Source organism: Thermosynechococcus sp. FA-CM-4201, from assembly GCF_054689355.1.
Map to the genome: position 1 here is coordinate 623484 of NZ_CP079920.1, position 18310 is coordinate 641793.

General features: G+C 53.4%; 20 protein-coding genes. 9 read left to right on the top strand and 11 right to left on the bottom strand.

Annotated features, from left to right (window positions below; translation table 11 throughout):
* Positions 1–18 precede the first annotated feature (18 nt).
* Genes KV190_RS03065 through KV190_RS03090 form a run of 6 tightly spaced genes read left to right on the top strand, consistent with a single transcriptional unit; the run spans position 19 to position 4873 of the window.
* Positions 19–1185: an agmatinase family protein gene (locus KV190_RS03065; RefSeq protein WP_460194543.1), complete on the top strand. Its 1167-nt coding sequence runs from the start codon at positions 19–21 to the stop codon at positions 1183–1185.
* Complete coding sequence (gene hypA, locus KV190_RS03070; RefSeq protein ID WP_460194544.1) at positions 1185–1553, top strand: hydrogenase maturation nickel metallochaperone HypA; 369 nt, start codon at positions 1185–1187, stop codon at positions 1551–1553. Before KV190_RS03065 ends, hypA begins: the two co-directional genes overlap by 1 nt.
* Positions 1537–2226, top strand: coding sequence for a hydrogenase nickel incorporation protein HypB (gene hypB, locus KV190_RS03075; RefSeq protein WP_460194545.1), 690 nt, complete (start codon positions 1537–1539; stop codon positions 2224–2226). The genes hypA and hypB overlap by 17 nt, the downstream gene beginning before the upstream one ends.
* 11 nt (positions 2227–2237) lie before the next feature.
* Positions 2238–3236 (top strand): ABC transporter substrate-binding protein, encoded by a 999-nt coding sequence (locus KV190_RS03080; protein WP_460194546.1) that lies wholly within the window; start codon positions 2238–2240, stop codon positions 3234–3236.
* A gap of 12 nt (positions 3237–3248) precedes the next feature.
* Complete coding sequence (locus KV190_RS03085) at positions 3249–4088, top strand: ABC transporter permease (RefSeq protein WP_460194547.1); 840 nt, start codon at positions 3249–3251, stop codon at positions 4086–4088.
* 14 nt (positions 4089–4102) lie between these two features.
* A complete protein-coding gene (locus KV190_RS03090) occupies positions 4103–4873 on the top strand; it encodes an ABC transporter ATP-binding protein (protein ID WP_460194548.1) in 771 nt (256 codons plus the stop codon).
* On the opposite strand, the gene KV190_RS03095 is transcribed toward KV190_RS03090, so the two are convergent.
* The 8 genes from KV190_RS03095 to nuoH form a co-directional block, all read right to left on the bottom strand.
* On the bottom strand, positions 4857–5252 hold the full coding sequence (locus tag KV190_RS03095; RefSeq protein WP_460194549.1) for a hypothetical protein: 396 nt from the start codon (positions 5250–5252) through the stop codon (positions 4857–4859). The genes KV190_RS03090 and KV190_RS03095 overlap by 17 nt on opposite strands.
* Positions 5253–5264: 12 nt before the next feature.
* Positions 5265–6083, bottom strand: coding sequence for a type II toxin-antitoxin system HicA family toxin (locus KV190_RS03100; protein WP_460194550.1), 819 nt, complete (start codon positions 6081–6083; stop codon positions 5265–5267).
* Positions 6084–6160: 77 nt separating this feature from the next.
* A complete protein-coding gene (locus tag KV190_RS03105) occupies positions 6161–7174 on the bottom strand; it encodes a DUF3326 domain-containing protein (RefSeq protein ID WP_460194551.1) in 1014 nt (337 codons plus the stop codon).
* A 1-nt stretch (position 7175) separates the two neighbouring features.
* A complete protein-coding gene (locus tag KV190_RS03110) occupies positions 7176–8345 on the bottom strand; it encodes an HhoA/HhoB/HtrA family serine endopeptidase (RefSeq protein ID WP_460194552.1) in 1170 nt (389 codons plus the stop codon).
* Between the two features lie 75 nt (positions 8346–8420).
* Positions 8421–8726, bottom strand: coding sequence for an NADH-quinone oxidoreductase subunit NuoK (nuoK, locus tag KV190_RS03115; RefSeq protein WP_011056517.1), 306 nt, complete (start codon positions 8724–8726; stop codon positions 8421–8423).
* Between the two features lie 9 nt (positions 8727–8735).
* Positions 8736–9338 carry an NADH-quinone oxidoreductase subunit J gene (locus tag KV190_RS03120; RefSeq protein WP_250682723.1) on the bottom strand — a complete coding sequence of 201 codons (603 nt, stop codon included), beginning with the start codon at positions 9336–9338 and terminating at the stop codon, positions 8736–8738.
* Between the two features lie 11 nt (positions 9339–9349).
* Positions 9350–9940, bottom strand: coding sequence for an NAD(P)H-quinone oxidoreductase subunit I (ndhI, locus tag KV190_RS03125; protein ID WP_310801381.1), 591 nt, complete (start codon positions 9938–9940; stop codon positions 9350–9352).
* Between the two features lie 29 nt (positions 9941–9969).
* Positions 9970–11088, bottom strand: coding sequence for an NADH-quinone oxidoreductase subunit NuoH (nuoH, locus tag KV190_RS03130; RefSeq protein ID WP_460194553.1), 1119 nt, complete (start codon positions 11086–11088; stop codon positions 9970–9972).
* 191 nt (positions 11089–11279) lie between these two features.
* On the opposite strand from nuoH, the gene KV190_RS03135 reads away from it, so the two are divergent.
* Positions 11280–12593 (top strand): dihydroorotase, encoded by a 1314-nt coding sequence (locus KV190_RS03135; protein WP_460194554.1) that lies wholly within the window; start codon positions 11280–11282, stop codon positions 12591–12593.
* Here the strand turns inward: KV190_RS03135 and KV190_RS03140 are convergent.
* Positions 12574–13587 carry an alpha/beta hydrolase gene (locus tag KV190_RS03140; RefSeq protein WP_460194555.1) on the bottom strand — a complete coding sequence of 338 codons (1014 nt, stop codon included), beginning with the start codon at positions 13585–13587 and terminating at the stop codon, positions 12574–12576. The genes KV190_RS03135 and KV190_RS03140 overlap by 20 nt on opposite strands.
* A gap of 68 nt (positions 13588–13655) precedes the next feature.
* Between KV190_RS03140 and KV190_RS03145 the strand changes: the two genes are divergently transcribed.
* Both KV190_RS03145 and KV190_RS03150 read left to right on the top strand, forming a co-directional pair.
* Positions 13656–14612, top strand: coding sequence for a UDP-glucuronic acid decarboxylase family protein (locus tag KV190_RS03145; RefSeq protein WP_460194556.1), 957 nt, complete (start codon positions 13656–13658; stop codon positions 14610–14612).
* A gap of 14 nt (positions 14613–14626) precedes the next feature.
* Positions 14627–16006: a UDP-glucose dehydrogenase family protein gene (locus tag KV190_RS03150; RefSeq protein ID WP_460194557.1), complete on the top strand. Its 1380-nt coding sequence runs from the start codon at positions 14627–14629 to the stop codon at positions 16004–16006.
* Positions 16007–16107: 101 nt separating this feature from the next.
* On the opposite strand, the gene KV190_RS03155 is transcribed toward KV190_RS03150, so the two are convergent.
* Both KV190_RS03155 and KV190_RS03160 read right to left on the bottom strand, forming a co-directional pair.
* Positions 16108–17442, bottom strand: a complete 1335-nt coding sequence (locus KV190_RS03155) for a sensor domain-containing diguanylate cyclase (RefSeq protein WP_460194558.1) — start codon at positions 17440–17442, stop codon at positions 16108–16110.
* A gap of 3 nt (positions 17443–17445) precedes the next feature.
* Entirely contained in the window at positions 17446–18270 is an 825-nt protein-coding gene (locus KV190_RS03160; protein ID WP_460194559.1) for an alpha/beta fold hydrolase, read from the bottom strand.
* Positions 18271–18310 lie beyond the last annotated feature (40 nt).

Here is an 18310-nt window from a genome sequence, read left to right on the forward strand (position 1 = left end):
TGTCTAACCGGAAAAGAAATGACAAAAGAACCGCCTTCAGAGGCTCAATTTGGCCTAGATGCTGAAGCAAAGCTTCCAGAGATAGGTTGGCAGCGAGAAGTTACCCGTGGATTGCACTATGGTCTCGAAGCGGCGGAGAGTATTCGCGATCGCACCATTCCCACCTTCTCGCGCGGAGAGTTGCCCCACTTTGCCGGCATCAACACCTTTCTCAAAGCGCCCTATGTGGAGAATGTCCACGATGTGGGTAAGTACGATGTTGCCATTCTAGGGGTTCCCCACGATTGTGGCACCACCTATCGTCCCGGTACTCGCTTTGGCCCGCAGGGCATTCGCCGTATCTCCGCCCTTTATACCCCCTACAACTTTGAACTGGGGGTTGATCTGCGGGAGTCGATCACGATTGCGGACATTGGCGATGTTTTTACCATTCCCGCCAACATTGAAAAATCCTTTGATCAGATTTCCAAGGCGGTTGCCCATGTCTTTGCCAGTGGGGCATTTCCCGTTGTACTCGGGGGCGATCACTCCATTGGCTATCCCACGATTCGCGGTATTTGCCGCCACTTGGGCGATAAGAAGGTTGGCATTATCCACTTCGATCGCCATGTGGATACCCAAGAAACGGATCTCGACGAGCGGATGCACACCTGCCCGTGGTTCCACGCCACCAATATCCGCAATGCCCCTCCCGAAAATTTAGTGCAGTTGGGGATTGGCGGTTGGCAAGTGCCCCGTGCGGGGGTCAAGGTTTGTCGCGATCGCGCCACCAATATTTTGACCGTGACCGATATTACTGAGATGGGTCTGGATGCCGCTGCTGAGTTTGCGATCGAGCGAGCAACGGCGGGGACGGACTGCGTGTGGATTAGCTTTGACATTGACTGCATTGATGCTGGTTTTGTCCCCGGCACGGGTTGGCCAGAACCGGGGGGCTTGCTTCCCCGCGAGGCTTTGGGTCTATTGGCACGAATTATCCCCCGCGTTCCTGTCTGCGGGATTGAGGTGGTGGAAGTCTCACCTCCCTATGACATCAGCGACATCACCTCTTTGATGGCAACTCGCGTGATCTGCGACACCTTGGCTCATTTGGTGCGCTCCGGTCAACTGCCCCGTCCCCGCAAGCCCGACTATATTCATCCCTTTGCCCAACCCGAACTCGTTGCTGATTGGCGAGGCCGCTAATGCACGAAGTGGATATGACGAAGGCACTGCTGCAAACCCTCTACGACTGGTGGCAAGCGGCGGCCTGTCCTGTGGTGCAGGAAGTACACCTGCAAGTGGGGGAATTTACCTGTGTGGAGCCGCAGAGTTTACAAACTGCTTTCGCGGCGGCTGTGCCCGGTACATTCCTAGCCCACTGCACGCTGCACATTGAATCCATTCCGTTGGTGGGGTATTGCCACCGCTGCGGTCACACCTATCAGCCCCAATTAGAGCAGGCCTATGCCTGTCCCACCTGTCACGATCCCCTGACGGACATTGTCTCCGGTCGGGAACTGAAAATTGCCCACATTGTTACTGCCCCAGACGCCTATGCACAAAATTGTTGATGTTGGTGTTAACCTCCTCCATGCCAACGACCACCAAGCCGCCCACAACCGTGAACATTTCGATGCCGCAGGGGTGCGTTGCTTGAACCTGATGAGTAGCCCCGGCGCGGGTAAAACGGCTCTTCTAGAAGCAGTGTTGGGTACCCTTGCGCAGCGTTATCGCCTCGCCATTATTGAGGGGGATATGACTACTCAGTTGGATGCCGATCGCCTGCGGCGGTTTGGGGTGCCAGTGATTCCCATTACCACAGGTCGCGCTTGCCATTTGGATGCAGCCATGGTGCACGGCGGTGTGGCCATTCTGGAGCGGGATGTTGCTCCCCTAGAGGCCTTTGACTTGCTCTTGGTGGAAAATGTCGGCAACTTGGTGTGTCCAGCGGAATTTGCCGTTGGCGAGCACGCAAAAATTGCCTTGCTGAGCGTCACCGAAGGGGAAGACAAGCCCCTGAAATACCCCATCATGTTTCGCGAAGCGGATTGCCTAGTGGTGACGAAAACAGACCTGCTTCCTTATTTGCCCTGCGATCGCCAGCTCCTGCATCACAACCTACGGCAAATCAACCCAACCGCCCCCATTTTTTGGGTTTCTGTCCAAGAGCAAGCCGGCATTGCTGAATGGCTGGACTGGATCGATAGCCAATTGTGTGCTCCCCAACCTGCGGTCTCTTGCTGAGGGTGTTGGCGATGACCTCTCGACGTTCTGTACTGCTTGGCCTTAGTGCCACTGCCCTCGCTATTCTCGCTAAAGGCTGTACGCCGCCTCAACAAGCCCAACGTCCGATTGTTCTGGGCTACAGTTCATGGGCAGGTTGGTGGCCTTGGGCCATTGGTGAACAGGAGGGACTCTTTAAGGCCAATGGGGTGGATGTGCAAATGCGCTGGTTTGATGGCTATCTGGAGTCCATCCAAGCCTTTGCTGGGGGTCAAATTGATGGCAATGCCCAGACCCTCAACGATACCATCTCAATGATTGATCAGGCGGTTGTGCCCCCCGTTGTTGTGCTGGTCAACGACAACTCCGCAGGGAACGACAAGATCATCGTCCGTGAAGGAATTAACACAATTCAGGACTTGATTGGCAAAAAGGTGGCGATCGAGGAGGGGGTGGTGGATGACTTCCTCTTGGCGCTGGCGCTTGATCAGGCCGGTTATTCCCGTAAGGATGTCGAGATTGTCCCCATGGAAACGGGCGCAGCAGTGGCGGCCTTTGTGGCGGGTCAAGTGGATGCCGTAGGCGCATTTCCTCCCTTTTGGGCGAAGGCCTTAGAGCGCCCCGGCAGTAAGGAGTTAATTTCCTCAGCAGCCTTTCCGGGAGCGATTCCCGACTTGCTGGTCGTGAGTCAAACACTGGTCAATGAGCGACCCAAGGATGTGCAAGCCATTGTCAATACTTGGTTTGATATTCGCAAGTTCATGCAGGAAAATCCGCAGCGAGCGGATGAGATTATGGCGGCACGGGCGGGAGTCACCCCTGAGGAACTGAAGCTGTTTTCTGAGGGAATTATTTTCTTTACCCCTGAGGACAACCTCGAAGCCTTCAGTGAGGGCAACAGTATGAAACACATGCCCTATGCGGCTAAGAAAATGGCGGACTTTATGGTGAGTGTCGGCTTTATCCCCAAGGTGCCCGACATGAGCAATCTTTTTGATGATCAATTTATTCGAGGCTACTTAAAACGTTAATGAGCGAACCCTATGACAACAACAATGGTGAAGGCGGCAATGCTCCGATCAACTCTTTCTCCCACCGTATTTTGGCGGATCCGTGAAGCCATTCCCCAAGTTCTCCAACTGAGCCTCAATGCCCTTTCACTGCTGTTGCCGCTGGTGGCTTGGATCATTATTGCCCACAGTGCTTGGGCAGATCCGCGCTTTTTGCCCACACCACAAATGGTGGTTGCTGCGCTTGGACGATTGTGGCAAGAGGGACTACTGCTCACGGATACGATCGCCAGCTTTACACGGGTGACGACGGGCTTTGTTTTGGCCGCTTTGGTGGCGGTGCCCATTGGCGTCGGTATGGGTGCCTTTGCCAGTATTCGCGCCCTTGGCGAACCCATTATTGGCCTGTTGCGCTATATGCCAGCACCAGCTTTTATTCCCCTGTTAATTCTCTACTTTGGCCTAGACGAGGAACCCAAGATTGCCCTGATTTTTATTGGCACGCTCTTTTTTAATGTGTTGATGATTATGGATGCGGTGAAGTTTATCCCCAAGGAGCTGATTGAGGTTACCTATACCCTTGGGGGCAGGCGCTGGCAGGTACTATCGCAGGTCATTTTGCCCTATATCGTGCCCAATGTGCTGGATGCCTTTCGGGTGAACATTGCCGCCTCTTGGAACTTGGTGATTGTGGCGGAGTTGATTGCCGCCAATGAAGGTCTAGGCAGACGGATTCAATTGGCACAGCGTTTCTTTCGCACCGATGAAATTTTTGCCTGTCTGCTGGTATTGGGTCTGATTGGCCTGACATTGGATCTCTCGATGCGCCTGTTGATGCGGCGAACCTGTCGTTGGGCCTTTCGCAAAGCCTAGGGGAGGGACGAACGATGCACCTCGATGTTCAAAATGTTTCTAAGGTGTTTCTCACCCGCCGGGGACGATTGTTGGTGTTAGACAATGTGAATCTCTACATCAACAGTGGTGAATTTGTCTGTGTCCTCGGTGCCTCTGGTTCCGGTAAAACCACCCTGCTGCGGATTATTGCCGGCCTAGAGCAACCCTCCCAAGGACACGTAACGGTGGATGGACAGGTGGTGACCGGTCCCGGCAGCGATCGCGGGCTAGTGTTTCAAACCTATACCCTTTACCCATGGCTGACGGTACAGGACAATATCGAATTTGGCCTCAAATTGCAGGGGCTAGCCAAGGGGGAACGGCGCGATCGCGTGCGCCATTACCTAGACATTGTCGGTCTAGCACGCTATGCCCATCTTTTTCCCCATCAACTCTCAGGGGGGATGAAGCAACGGGTGGCGATCGCCCGCGCCCTAGTCACAGAACCCCAAGTGCTATTGATGGATGAACCCTTTGGTGCCTTGGATGCCCAAACTAAGGAGATGATGCACGAGTTCCTGCTCGATCTCTGGCGCCGCACGGGCACAACCATTCTCATGATTACCCACGATGTGGAAGAGGCAGTATTCCTAGCGCAGCGCATCTACGTGCTCACTTCGTCTCCGGGGCACGTTAAGCAAGAGGTGGTTATTGATCTGCCCAGCGATCGCACCTTTAGCTGCAAACGCCAGTTGGATTTTGTGCAGCAGCGGGAGTCTATCCTAGACCTGCTCCGTGAAGAGCGTCTCAAGGCAATTGCCTAGCAGATTCAGCTCTGGGGGCTAGAGCCATAGATTCAGGGGCCATCTGGGCATTGGCTCGCACCGCATAGCCGAGGTGAACCAGCACATCCTCTGCCGCATTGACCCGTGCCACCAGTTCATCAAATCCGCGCGCGGTAATCCCATAGCGATCGCGAAAATAGGCCTTAGCCGCTCGAAACGAGGGAAACGCTTTTTGCATGCGTGCCCTTGTCCAGTGCTGAACAACCATTGGCTGATGACGGTGCAACTGCTCCTTTAGATAGGCTTCATAATCAGAGACCAACGACACCGATGTTTTCAGCAATGCCGCATAGTTTTCATTCGCGGCTTGGAAGACCTGCCGCAACTGTTGAGACAGAGGGAGTTCAGACGTTTCCATGGCGTTTCACCTCTAGGGACGGCTCAAGGTCTGGAGATGCAAGCGCACTGGTTGGAGGAGCTTCAGGGCAACCTCGCGAAAACCAATGGGTAGGCTTTGGAAAAAGTGAGCCAGTTTAGCCAGAACCGCTAACAGTCGCCGATTGAGTTCGCGTTCAGCCGCTAATTGGGCTTCAGTGGCCGCTAGTTTTTTCTCCATCGCTTCAGCGACGGCCAGTGCTTTCTCCTGTTGCTCCCGGAAGATCGCCAGTTGAATTTGGGCATTTCTGATCATTTCTTCTTTAACGAGTTCCAGTTGGCGAAGTTTGGCTTCAGCCACTACGAGTTCATCCAGCAGTTGGTTATTTGCCCTCTGCAATTGTTGGTTGCGCTGTTCCTGCTCGTCAGCAAGGGAAAAAGCTGCTTCGCAATCGGCTTTTAATTTTTCCACACGCGCTTTGGCGATCGCTAACTCCTGCCACAGAGAAATATCACTCTCCTCAGAAGCGACCCCATCAACCACAATCCCACCGGCTTGCCAGACCAGTTCCCCCAATGTTTTCATCAAGCGGTCTTGCTTGGGTTGGAGCAGGCGGGTAACAATATTGCGGGCTGTTAGGGGGTGTAAGGGAGCGTTGCCGTGACCACACAGACTCACCGTTGGATACCCCGGCCGCTTCGCATTTCGGGTATGATAACCGCCACGGACCACTTCCCACCCCTCTTCTTCAGCAATCGCAATTAGATCCTTTTGGTTTAAGTCCACGGGCAGGGTTCGCAAAAACTCCTTAATCTTTGCCACTTCACTCAGAAGGTGTTGAATGGGGTCTTGGGGGTCAAAGGTTGCGTTCATCGGCTGGCCTCTCCACTCATGTCTATTGAGTTATCCTTTGGCGATAGGGTCGGTATGCACAGGAGGCAAAAATTTTTTCAGGTTGCTGTTGTAACGCTCTGCCAAGATACCCCCGCCTTGATTGCACTCAGCACGCCAATGGCTTCGGCATAGGACTGGCAAGGAATTGTCTCTATCCCCAAATCGGCACCTGTCACATTGAGGGTTGTGGTATTGTTAGCCACGGTTAGGATCGGGACACCCTGCTGCGCCAAGGCCAGAATTCCCCGTCCACCAAGGGCAGTGGCGGGTACAATTACGGCATTTACGTCCTGTCGCCACAGCGCCTGTGGGGCAGTTGGGCTATAGCGGGGAGCACAACTCAACCCCACCAACACGGACGGCAAAAAGGTGTAGCCAATTTCTTCAGCAAGGGCACGGGGATGCACAGTCTCCTCTAGGGGCAATGGTTGCAGGGCGGGGGCATGGGCTGCCGGAATCTGAAAGTGCTGGACAACCAAGTGACTAATGACCGCTTCCGCCCCGGCGAGGGGATCCACACCTTGGCCACTGCGATAGTGGTGCAATGCGTCTGTGCCCGAATCATCGGGAAAGCGAGTGACGATCGCGATCGCCTCTGCCTGAGCTGCTTGCATCAGTTTTTCTGCCGCCCGCAATAAACTAGCGGGGTTGGCCACCGTGCCCCATGTTGCGCCGGAGGCCGCGGTTTGTAACTGCACTCCCAAGGGTTCATCTGTAATCACAGGTTCCGTAATGGTTAAACCCAAGGTGGCAGAACAGGCCGCCGCTGCTTGACGCTGGCGAAGTTGCAGATCCGCTTCAATCGCTGCATCCAGTAACAGACCAATACGATTGGGACGCGGTGGCAGCAATCCCCAACGGCCAACCGCAAATTCATCAAGGGCATAGCCTTCGACATACCAAACATTGGGCAGCGGCCAATAGAGCATCGCCCCATTGAGAACGTTGGGATGGGTAATCAGGCGATCGCACACCTGCGCCAAGGCACGAACCACTGGAATCGCATCACCCGCATAGCCGCCAATGGCAGCCCCAATGCCCGTTGGAATGATCAGAACGGCCGTCAGCACGTTAGCGACTAGCTTGGGCAGGGAGGGGAGCCGGCTGCACGGCCACAGTTACAGTTTGGCCACTACGGCGCACTTCCAGTTCCATGGTGCGACCAATGCCTGTGCTTTCCACCATTTGCTGCACTTGATCCGCTTTGGTAATGTTTTGGCCATTGATACGGCGGATCACATCTCCCGGTTGCAGACCCGCCCGGGCGGCCGGGGAGTTGGGCAGGACTTGAAAAATCAAAACCCCTGAACTTTCCTGCACGCGCACGGGACTATTGGGATTGGCGTTGAGACGTTGCTGCACCTCAGGGGTGAGATTGGTCATGCGAATACCCAAGAAGGGGTGATCCACCCGACCATTGGCAATCAATTGGTTGGCAATTCGTTGAGCCGTGTTGATGGGAATGGCAAATCCCAAGCCCTGGGCACCGCCAATGATCGCGGTATTCATGCCAATCACCTCTCCCCGTTGATTCAACAGGGGGCCACCAGAATTGCCGGGGTTAATGGCCGCATCGGTTTGAATGAAGCCCACTCGCTTATCGGGCACACCAATATCACCGCTAGAGCGTCCCGTTGCACTAATGATGCCCGCAGTGACCGTATTATCCAGACCCAAGGGATTGCCGATGGCGATCGCCCACTCACCGGGGCGCAAATTATCAGAATTGCCAAGGCGCACCACCGGTAAATTGTTGGCATTCACCTTGACCACGGCCACATCGGTCAGACGGTCTTGACCCAGAACCTGCCCCTCAAACGTGCGGCCATCCTTGAGGGTTACTCGGACGCGGTTGGCACCATCCACCACATGGGCATTGGTGAGGATCAAGCCATCACTGCTAATGATAAAGCCAGACCCGAGACCCCGTTCTTCACGGCTGCGGGGGGGCATCATTGGCCCAAAAAATTCCTGAAAGAAAGGATCATTAAAGATGGCGGGCACGCGGGTCTGCACCGTCCGGGAGGCATCAATGCGCACCACCGCCGGGCCGACTTGGTCAACAGCACGGGCAATAAAGTTAATGTCATTTCCCGCCGGTAGCGGTGCTGGTAACTGCGCCAAGCTGGGGGTCACCAAGGGCGTTGACGCTGGCATCAGGTGGGTGGCAAACATTGCAGCGGCTGCCCCCAATGCCATTAACGACAGATAAGTGACCGATTTACCAAGACGCACTGTCATAGGTGATTGCCCTTTTGCTGACACTGGTTCTTGAAAGTAGACGGCAATTGAGGGAAGCAAGTTCCAACTTCTAGCCTACCACTTCAGGAGGTTGAATTTCTCCATGTCAACAGTGTCACGGTTGCGATAGATGGCCAAAATAATGGCTAAACCCACGGCTGCTTCGGCGGCTGCTACCGTAATCACAAACACGGCAAAGACTTGCCCTTTGATTTGCTGGCCATCCAGATAGTTGGCAAAACCAATCAGGTTGAGGTTGACAGCATTCAGAAGCAACTCAATGGACATGAGCACACGCACCGCATTGCGACTGGTGACGAGGCCATAGATGCCAATACAAAACAGCAGTGCTGCCAAGATCAAAACATAGGTTAACTGCATCGTCTTTCCCTATTTTTCAGACAAGGCTACAGGTTCACGGGGACGTTCCGGCAACTCCAAGGGGGGTACCACCTCTTCCCCTAAGATGGGTTCAGGTTCCAAGACCAGTTCGCGACGGGCGAGAACCACTGCCCCAATCAAGGCCATCAGCAGCAAGACCGAGGCCAATTCAAAGGGCAAGAGGAAATCACTGAAAAAGTGCTGGCCAATCGTTGTGATGCTGTCAGTCGTGGGCGGCAGGGAACTGAGTTGCCAAGGGGTTTGCAAAATCATTTTTGTCAGCAGGGCAAAGACGCCAAGGGAGACCACAGCGGCACCCCCCTGACGCAGCCAACGCCCCGGCACTGGGGTATAGGCCTCGCGCTTATTGACGAGCATGATCGCAAAGAGGATGAGAACGTTCACCGCGCCAACATAGATGAGAATTTGTGCCGCTGAGACAAAGTCAGCATTCATGAGGATATACAGCCCAGAGATGCTCAGGAACACGCCCCCCAGCAAGAAGGCAGAATAGACAACATTGTTCAGGAGCACAACACCAAGGGCAGCAACAATCACTGCACCGGCAAGGGCAAAGAAGGTAATCGTTTGGGTCAGGGTGGCTAAGTCCACAGCAACAACTCCTAGTTCTCAGATGATTCAGCAGTGTTGGCGATCGCCTCTGGACGCTCTCCGGCCCGTTGGGCACCCGCAGGCAAATCATGGCCAGACATCACCCCCGCCGGCAGGTAGGCAAACTCGCGGATCGGGGTCACCATCGGGTCTTGGGTCACTTTGTAGGGAATGCGTCCCATTGCCACACTGTCGTAGTTCAGCTCATGGCGATCGTAGGTGGCCAGCTCGTATTCCTCTGTTACCGAGAGGCAATTGGTGGGGCAGTATTCCACACAGTTGGCACAGAAGATGCACACGCCGAAATCAATGCTGTAGTGCTTGAGTTCTTTCTTCTTGATCTCTTTGTTGAAGACCCAATCCACCACCGGCAGGTTAATCGGGCAGACGCGCACGCACACTTCACAGGCAATGCACTTGTCAAACTCAAAGTGAATTCGTCCCCGAAACCGTTCCGAAGGAATGAGTTTTTCGTAGGGATACTGCACCGTCACGGGTCGCCGCCGCATGTGATCAAAGGTAACGGAGAGGCCTTGACCAATGTACTTAGCGGACTGCACTGCCTCTTTGGCATAGTTGGTAATCTGATTGAGGAATTTCATGGTGTCACCTCATGGGAATGGAGAGTTTCTTAACCGCCAAAGGCTACGGGAAAGGCGAGCTTTAAGCCAGCGGTCAGTAGCAAGTTCACTAGACCCACGGGTAATAGGAATTTCCAACCTAGGTCTAGGAGTTGGTCAATGCGTACACGGGGGACTGTCCAGCGCAGCAGAATCGCCAAAAAGACAAAGAAGTAGGCTTTAATCAGGGTCATCGTGATGCCCAACACCGCAAAGGCAATCTGCAAAAAGGGATTGCTCTCACTCACCCCAAGGAGATTGGCAATGGTTTCTAGGGGAATGGGGAAGCTCCAACCACCGAAGTAAAGAACACTCACCAAGAGCGCCGAAAGCACAAGGTTAACGTAGGCACCAAGGTAAAAGAGGGCAAACTTCATGCCAGCGTACTCTGTTTGGTAGCCAGCCACGAGTTCTTCCTCAGCCTCTGGCAAGTCAAAGGGGAGGCGCTCACACTCTGCCAGAGCCGCAATCCAAAAGATTAAAAAGCCGATGGGCTGCCGCCAGACATTCCAACTCAGGATGCCATACTCCGACTGCTGCTCAACAATTTCCACTGTGCCCAAGCCATTGGACATCATGGCCACCGCCAACACCGCCAAGGCAAGGGGAATTTCATAGCTAATGGATTGTGCCGCTGCCCGCAGTCCCCCCAGTAGGGAGTATTTGTTGTTGGAGGCATAGCCCGACATCAGCAGGCCAATGGGCGCAATACTGGAGAGGGCAATCCAGAGGAAGACCCCCATCGCCAAGTTGGAGATCAGTAGGTTTTGGCCAAAGGGGACAATAATATAGGACAAAAAGACGGGAATCACGACCACCGCTGGTCCAAGGGTAAACAGCCAGCGATCAGTATTCGCGGGCAGAACATCTTCCTTAAAAATCAGTTTTAGGCCGTCGGCCAAGGGAGCCAAAATCCCCAATGGGCCAATGTACTCCGGGCCAATACGCTGTTGCACAGCGGCAGAAATTTTCCGTTCTAGCCAAACGGCTACCAGTACGCCCACGGTAGCCACAATGAGCATCATTAACATTGGCAGGGGTAGCCATAGTAGCTTGGCCAGATCATGGGAGAGGCCAAGGGATTCCAATGCACTAATAAACTGCCCCTGTAAGTCAATACCAGATTCCATAGCGATTCGATCGCGCCCCACCTACAGACACGCTCTACAGTATAAGGGTTTTATTTCCGTTCCGAAGATAGATCTGGGGCAAATTTTTATCACCACAGGTATTACAGATGTTTATAGTTTTTGATATACGCCCTTTGGGTTCCAGATGTCAGTAGGATCAAGGGAGAGAGCCAATTTTGAAGGAGAACAGGGTGGCGATCGCAATCCAGAATGCGGTGATTTGTACCCCAGAGGGAGAACTGCGACAGCAACAGGTGCGCCTTGAGGGCGATCGCATTGCAGAAGTGGCAGACACCGTAACCGTGAACCCCGGCGATACCGTGATTGATGCAACGGGCTTAACCCTACTGCCGGGGGTAATTGACCCACAAGTGCATTTTCGCGAACCGGGATTAGAGCACAAAGAGGATCTATTTACCGCCAGTTGTGCCTGTGCCAAGGGGGGAGTCACCAGCTTTTTGGAAATGCCCAATACCCGTCCCCTGACGATTGATCAGGCCAGCCTCGACGATAAACTAGCCCGTGCTGCCGCCAAATGTGTTGTTAACTATGGCTTTTTCATTGGCGCCACTAAGGATAACCTTGCCGTCCTCAACACCGTCCACCCCGTCTGTGGCATCAAGATTTTTATGGGGTCAATGCACGGCCCCCTCTTGGTGGATGAAGAGCCAATCTTAGACCGTATCTTTAGTGAGGGCAAGCGCCTCATTGCTGTCCATGCCGAAGATCAAGGGCGAATCCGTGCCCGTCGCGAACAATTTGCCGGCATGACCGATGTGGCCGTACACTCGCAAATTCAAGATGAGATTGCTGCCCTCAACGCCACCCAGTTAGCAGTGAAGCTCTCCCGTAAATACGAACGCCGCCTGCACATTCTCCATCTGTCCACAGGGATTGAAGTGGACTTTCTGCGCGAGCACAAGCTTCCTTGGATAACGGTGGAAGTCACCCCCCAGCACCTATTGCTGACCACAGAGGCCTATGCCAAAATTGGCTCCCTTGCCCAAATGAACCCGCCCCTACGCACCGCAGTAGATAATGAAAAACTCTGGCAGGGACTATTGGATGGGGTGATTGACTTTATTGCCACCGATCATGCCCCCCACACCCTAGAGGAAAAAGCGCAGCCCTATCCCCAAAGCCCTTCGGGTATGCCGGGGGTGGAAACCTCTTTGCCCCTGATGTTGACCCAAGCCATGGCCGGTCGCTGTACTGTGCCCCAAGTGGTGCGTTGGATGTCCACTGCCGTTGCTGCGGCCTACGAAATTCCCAATAAAGGCAAAATCGCCCCCGGTTACGATGCGGATCTGGTGCTCGTGGATTTGCAGACCTATCGCCCAGTGCGCCGCGAGGAACTGCTCACCAAATGCGGCTGGAGTCCCTTTGAGGGCTGGTCATTGACGGGGTGGCCCGTTTACACCTTTGTCAATGGTGAGATTGTTTTTAGCCAAGGGCGGGTGAATACCGACGTGCGTGGACGTGCCCTTAAGTTTGGCTTGGGCTAGGGGCATTGGCCAAGTACCGATTAAAAAAAGACGCCAGCTCTGCAAAAACTTCCTCGGATTCGGGGGTTTGCCAATGGTACAGATAATCCGCGTGGGACATCCCCTCAAACAACTGTACCTCAACGACAACGCCAGCCTGTCGCAGTTTCCGTTGTAAGCGCACGGTGTCACTGAGGAGCAAATCACGGGTGCCAGAAATTAACAGGGTGGGGGGCAATCCTTGTAAATCGTTGTACAAAGGGGACACTAGGGGGTGCTGTAGATCATAGCTGCCTGCATAGCGGCGTGCCATCGTCGCCAACATGCCCTCATAGCTGACGATGGTGCTGTCAATATATTCGTGGCTAAATAGGGTGTCACTGGTTTTGCTGAGATCAGCCCAAGGAGTCAGGGGAGCGATCGCCCCCGGCAGCGGTAAATTTAACCGCCGTAGCTCGCACACCAAAGCTAAGAGCAACCCACCCCCTGCTGAGGTGCCAAAAAGACCAATGGCGGCCGGTGCTTGAACTTGAATTAAGGCTTGCCACACCGCCAAAGCATCTTCCAAACTTGCGGGAAAAGCCTCATCAGGCCCTTGACGATAATCAATACTGAGGACTCTTTTTTGAGAGCGATAGGCAGCTAAGATAGCTTCGCCAATGCCCAACTCGCCACTGGCAAGGGTATAGCCACCGCCGTGAAAGTGGAGGAGCAAGTGATGACGAAACTGCTCAGGTATCTGGGGGGGCACAATTTGATAGACCCTAACCCCCGCCATTTCGGTGGCGAGGATCTCCACTGGATAGTGCGCCTTGAGCAGGGCAAGGTTAGGCCGTTGGGCATCATCGACAGCGGCAATGAAGTCTCGCCAACCCTGCTCATCCGTAGGGGCATGGATCACTGCTTCGATGATGTCCTCTAGGGGTTGGGCAAGGGCCTGCTGTAGTTGTGGACTAGCGGCGGCGGGGATAGGCAACTGCCGAGGGGGGAGCGATCGCGGACTGGAATGAGACATTGCGGGCTTCCTATGAACTCGTGCTAATCTGAGGCAAAGGAATAGCGTAACTCTATTTAGACAACACAATGCGTATTCTGGTTACTGGCGGCGCTGGGTTTATTGGTTCCCATTTAATTGATCGGCTGATGGAAGCGGGTCACGAGGTCATTTGCCTTGACAACTACTTCACGGGTACAAAGCGCAACATTCTGCGCTGGATGGGTCACCCCAATTTTGAGCTGATCCGCCACGATGTCACTGATCCGATTCGCCTTGAGGTGGATCAAATTTATCACTTGGCCTGCCCCGCCTCGCCAGTTCACTACCAGTACAACCCCGTCAAAACGATTAAAACCAATGTCATGGGTACCCTCCACATGCTGGGGTTGGCCAAACGTGTGAAAGCACGGTTTCTCCTTGCGTCCACCTCAGAAGTCTATGGTGACCCGTTGGTGCATCCCCAATCTGAGTCCTACTGGGGGAATGTCAACCCCATTGGTATCCGATCTTGCTACGACGAAGGCAAGCGGGTGGCAGAAACCCTCACCTTTGACTACCACCGCCAGAATAATGTCGATGTTCGCGTGGCACGGATTTTTAATACCTATGGCCCGAAAATGCAGGTCAACGATGGCCGCGTAGTCAGCAATTTGATTGTCCAAGCCTTGCAGGGCATTCCCCTCACCGTTTATGGGGACGGCTCCCAAACCCGCAGTTTTTGCTATGTCAGCGATTTGGTGGAAGGGTTGATTCGGCTAATGAATAGCGATCACATTGGCCCTGTGAACCTTGGTAACCCTGATGAATACACCGTGCTGGAGCTAGCCCAAAAAATCCAAGCCCTGATTAATCCGGGGGTGGAAATTCAGTTTAAGCCCCTGCCCAGTGATGATCCCCAGCGCCGTCGTCCTGACATTACCCTTGCTCGCACGGTGTTGGGCTGGCAACCGACCATCCCCCTCCTAGAGGGGCTGCAGCGCACAATTCCTGACTTTGCCGAGCGGTTGGGTGTGCCCTATACGCCTATGATGGTGGAAGTTTAGGGAGGCCACAGGAAATGCGGGTATGTGTGATCGGCACCGGCTATGTGGGCTTGGTGACGGGAGTGTGCTTGGCACATATTGGCCATGAGGTGATTTGCATTGACAACAACATTGATAAAGTCAAACTGCTGCAACAGGGGGAATCCCCCATTTATGAGCCCGGTCTGACGGAGTTGCTCCGTGGTTGCATTGCCAGTGGCCACATTCGCTTCAGTAGTGATCTTGGCGCTGGGGTGGAGTTTGGTGAAGTGCTCTTTATTGCGGTCGGTACGCCTGCCCTGCCCAATGGCGAAACCGATACCCGCTATGTGGAAGCCGTTGCTCGGGGCATTGGTGCCCATCTGCATTTGGGGTACAAAGTCATTGTCAACAAATCCACAGTGCCGATTGGCTCAGGGGACTGGGTGCGGATGATTATTCTCGATGGTGTGGTTGAGCGAGAACCCGATTTAGCCGATGCCATTAAAGGCGGGGCGACCCATCCGCCATTGGATTTTGATGTGGTCAGCAACCCTGAATTTCTGCGGGAAGGCTCAGCGGTCTATGACACGTTTAATCCCGATCGCATTGTCTTGGGCAGCAGTAGCCGCAAAGCGATTCAAATCATGCAGGAACTCTATGCGCCGATCATTGAACGCAAGTATGCGGCTGATCCCACCTTGCCCCCCGTGCCTGTTTTGGTGACGGATCTCAGTTCGGCGGAAATGATTAAGTACGCTGCCAATGCCTTTTTAGCCACTAAAATCAGCTTTATCAACGAAATTGCCAATATTTGCGATCGCGTCGGGGCGGATGTGGTTCAAGTGGCCAAGGGGATTGGTTTAGATTCCCGTATTGGCGAGAAATTTCTGCAAGCGGGCTTGGGCTGGGGTGGCTCCTGTTTTCCCAAGGATGTTTCAGCGCTCATCCACACGGCCGAAGACTACGGCTACGATGCCCAGTTGCTCAAAGCAGCGGTTCAAGTGAACCAACGGCAACGGTTTATTGTTATTGAAAAACTGCAACAGGTGCTAAAAATCCTCAAAGGTAAAACCATTGGCCTTTTGGGGTTAACGTTTAAGCCCAACACCGATGATCTACGGGATGCCCCTGCCCTTAATCTGATCGAGGAACTGCATCGCTTGGGTGCCAAGGTTAAGGCCTATGACCCCCTCGTGTCCCAGTCTGGCCTGCGATCGGGCCTCTCCCATGTGATTGTGGAAACGGATTTGCTGCACCTCGCCGATGGCTGTGATGCTCTGGTATTGGTGACCGACTGGCCACAGTTCCAAGAGGTGGACTATGGGAAATTGGCCAAGGTGATGCACCAACCTGTGCTCATTGATGGCCGCAACTTCTTGGATCGCAAGGGGCTAGAGTCACTGGGCTTCCGCTATGTGGGGATTGGCCACTAACACTTTTGAACTGCGTGAGAATCCCCCGAATTTATTCAGCGGGAGTGTCAATAACCATAGAACGTTCACTCAAGTTCGCGGGCGTGGTTAGGAGCAGAGTGTCATTCCCAGACCCAGCGATCGCGCCCCCCATGTTTCGCCTTATACAAGGCTTGATCCGCGCGAGGAATCGAGTCACTGAGCACTTGTTCGCCGGGTCGAAAAAGCGTGCCACCCAAACTAATGGTTGCAGTCAAAAACTTCTGATCCCCTAGTTCAATTGGTTGGTTTCTCACCGCAGCGCAAAGTTCCTCGGCAACGGATTTAGCATGGTCTTCATTGGTGGCAAAAAACAACAGCACAAATTCTTCACCTCCCCAGCGAACCAAAACACTATCTTTACAGGCCTCTATCACCTGCTTTGTCCTTGCCGCTAACGTGCGCAGAACCACATCGCCCTGATCATGACCATAGGTATCGTTGATGCACTTAAAGTGATCGATGTCGAAAATCATGACAGTTAACAGCACCTCCCCTGTCACTGCTTGGGACTGGTAAGCCTCAACCCGACTCAACAGAAAGCGGCGATTAAAGGCTCCAGTCAGGGGATCCAACCAAGCCAAGGCCAAAAGTGCTTGCTCCCGCTGGCGCATATCGCTGATGTCGGAAAAGATCCAGACACGCCCTAGCCGGCTGTCACCTCGTACTGGATGGGTATCAATAAGGAATGTTTTCTCGCCCATGAGACATTCCCCCTGAGCACTGAAGTTTGGATCGGCACTCAAGCCTTGAAAAATTTTGGTTAACTCATCGCGGTTATCGCATCTCTCCCGTGCCTGTTTCATATGTTCGGCAACGAGTTGAACTGGATGGCTCCCCGCTGGCAGTTGCAACCATTGACTGGCATAGGAATTGACCATTGCTGTAGAGCCATCCCCCTTGATCAAAACCAAGCCCAGCGGCACCGTATCGAAAATATCTTGAAACTGCACCTCAAAGATGAAGCTGCTTTGCCGTTGGCGATGATTAGCCAACAGTTGCCGGTAAAGAGCTGCAATGTAGACTTTTTGTTCTGCGAGTGGCCAGAGTCCCCCCTCTACGGGATTCACCAATAGCAACCCTTGCCGCCACTGCTCCGGCTCACCGCAGGGAATATAAACGATTCGCTCAACCTTATCCAAAAGGCAGAAAAAAATAGAAGGCAGTTTTAGAAAAGGCGTGATATCAATGACCGCCCCCTCAACCAAATCTGGCCAAGGGGCAATGATTTCGACATTGGGAAATTGGGTGGTGCTGGTTGTCGCGATAACTTGTGCCCGATGGCCTTGGTCATTGACAGTGAGCGCTAGGACAAGGTCAGACTGAGACCAATTCGCGACGAGATAACAAAATGCGGTAATGGCATCGGGAGCAGGGAGAAGTTGGCGGGGTAGGTATTCGTACAAACTTTTGCCCATGCCCTAGTCTGAGTAAATTATATATTTTTTGATTAAAGGACAAACGGTCTCAGGATGGGTCATGTGGGGGAGATGACCTTGAGCCTCGATCCAATCAAGTGTACTGTTTTGCAGTTTCCTATGCAGCCACAGTGCCACAGGCTGGGGAACCACGAAGTCGTCACGGTTAAAAATGAGGTGTACCCGTTGAGAAACTTTGGCTACAAAAGCTCTTGTATCAGAGTCAAGAATGACCTGAAGTGTGCGCAAGGCAATGCTTGGTTGCAATCGAAAGAGGGTTTTAGAAAAATCAGCTAGCCGGTGATTCTCGGTCACACCAAACATTAGGGGAGCAAAACCCGCAGCCCATGCTTGGTAGTTGGTGATCATTGCGTCATAAATGGCCTGTAGATCTTCGGGGGTAAGGGTGCCGGGATAATTCTCATCTTTGAGATAGCAAGGGGAGGGGTTAAGCCAGATATGTCGTTGAAACAAGTCAGGTCTGGCGATCGCGGCAATTGCCCCAATCATGCAACTGACCGAATGACCAACATATATGCAAGATTGGATGCCAAGGCTATCCAGTAGTTCAATGAGATCATCCGCATAGCCATACAAATGACTGTGTCTTTGCAGGTTGTAACGGCGCAGCGTGTCTTCATCAGAACCACAGCCTGCAAGATCATAACGAATATAGGTGAAGCCCTTAGGCAAGAAAGGTATTAGGTAATCCCAAGCGCTTTTATCAGTACCAAAACCGTGTCCCAGAACAACGGGAACTGTCCCCCACTGGTCAATCTGGACGTATGACTTTAGAGACTCGGGAACACAAGCAACTTCGCGTGTCATTGCTATAGAAGTTTCGCACTAATAAGCCAATTAATTATAT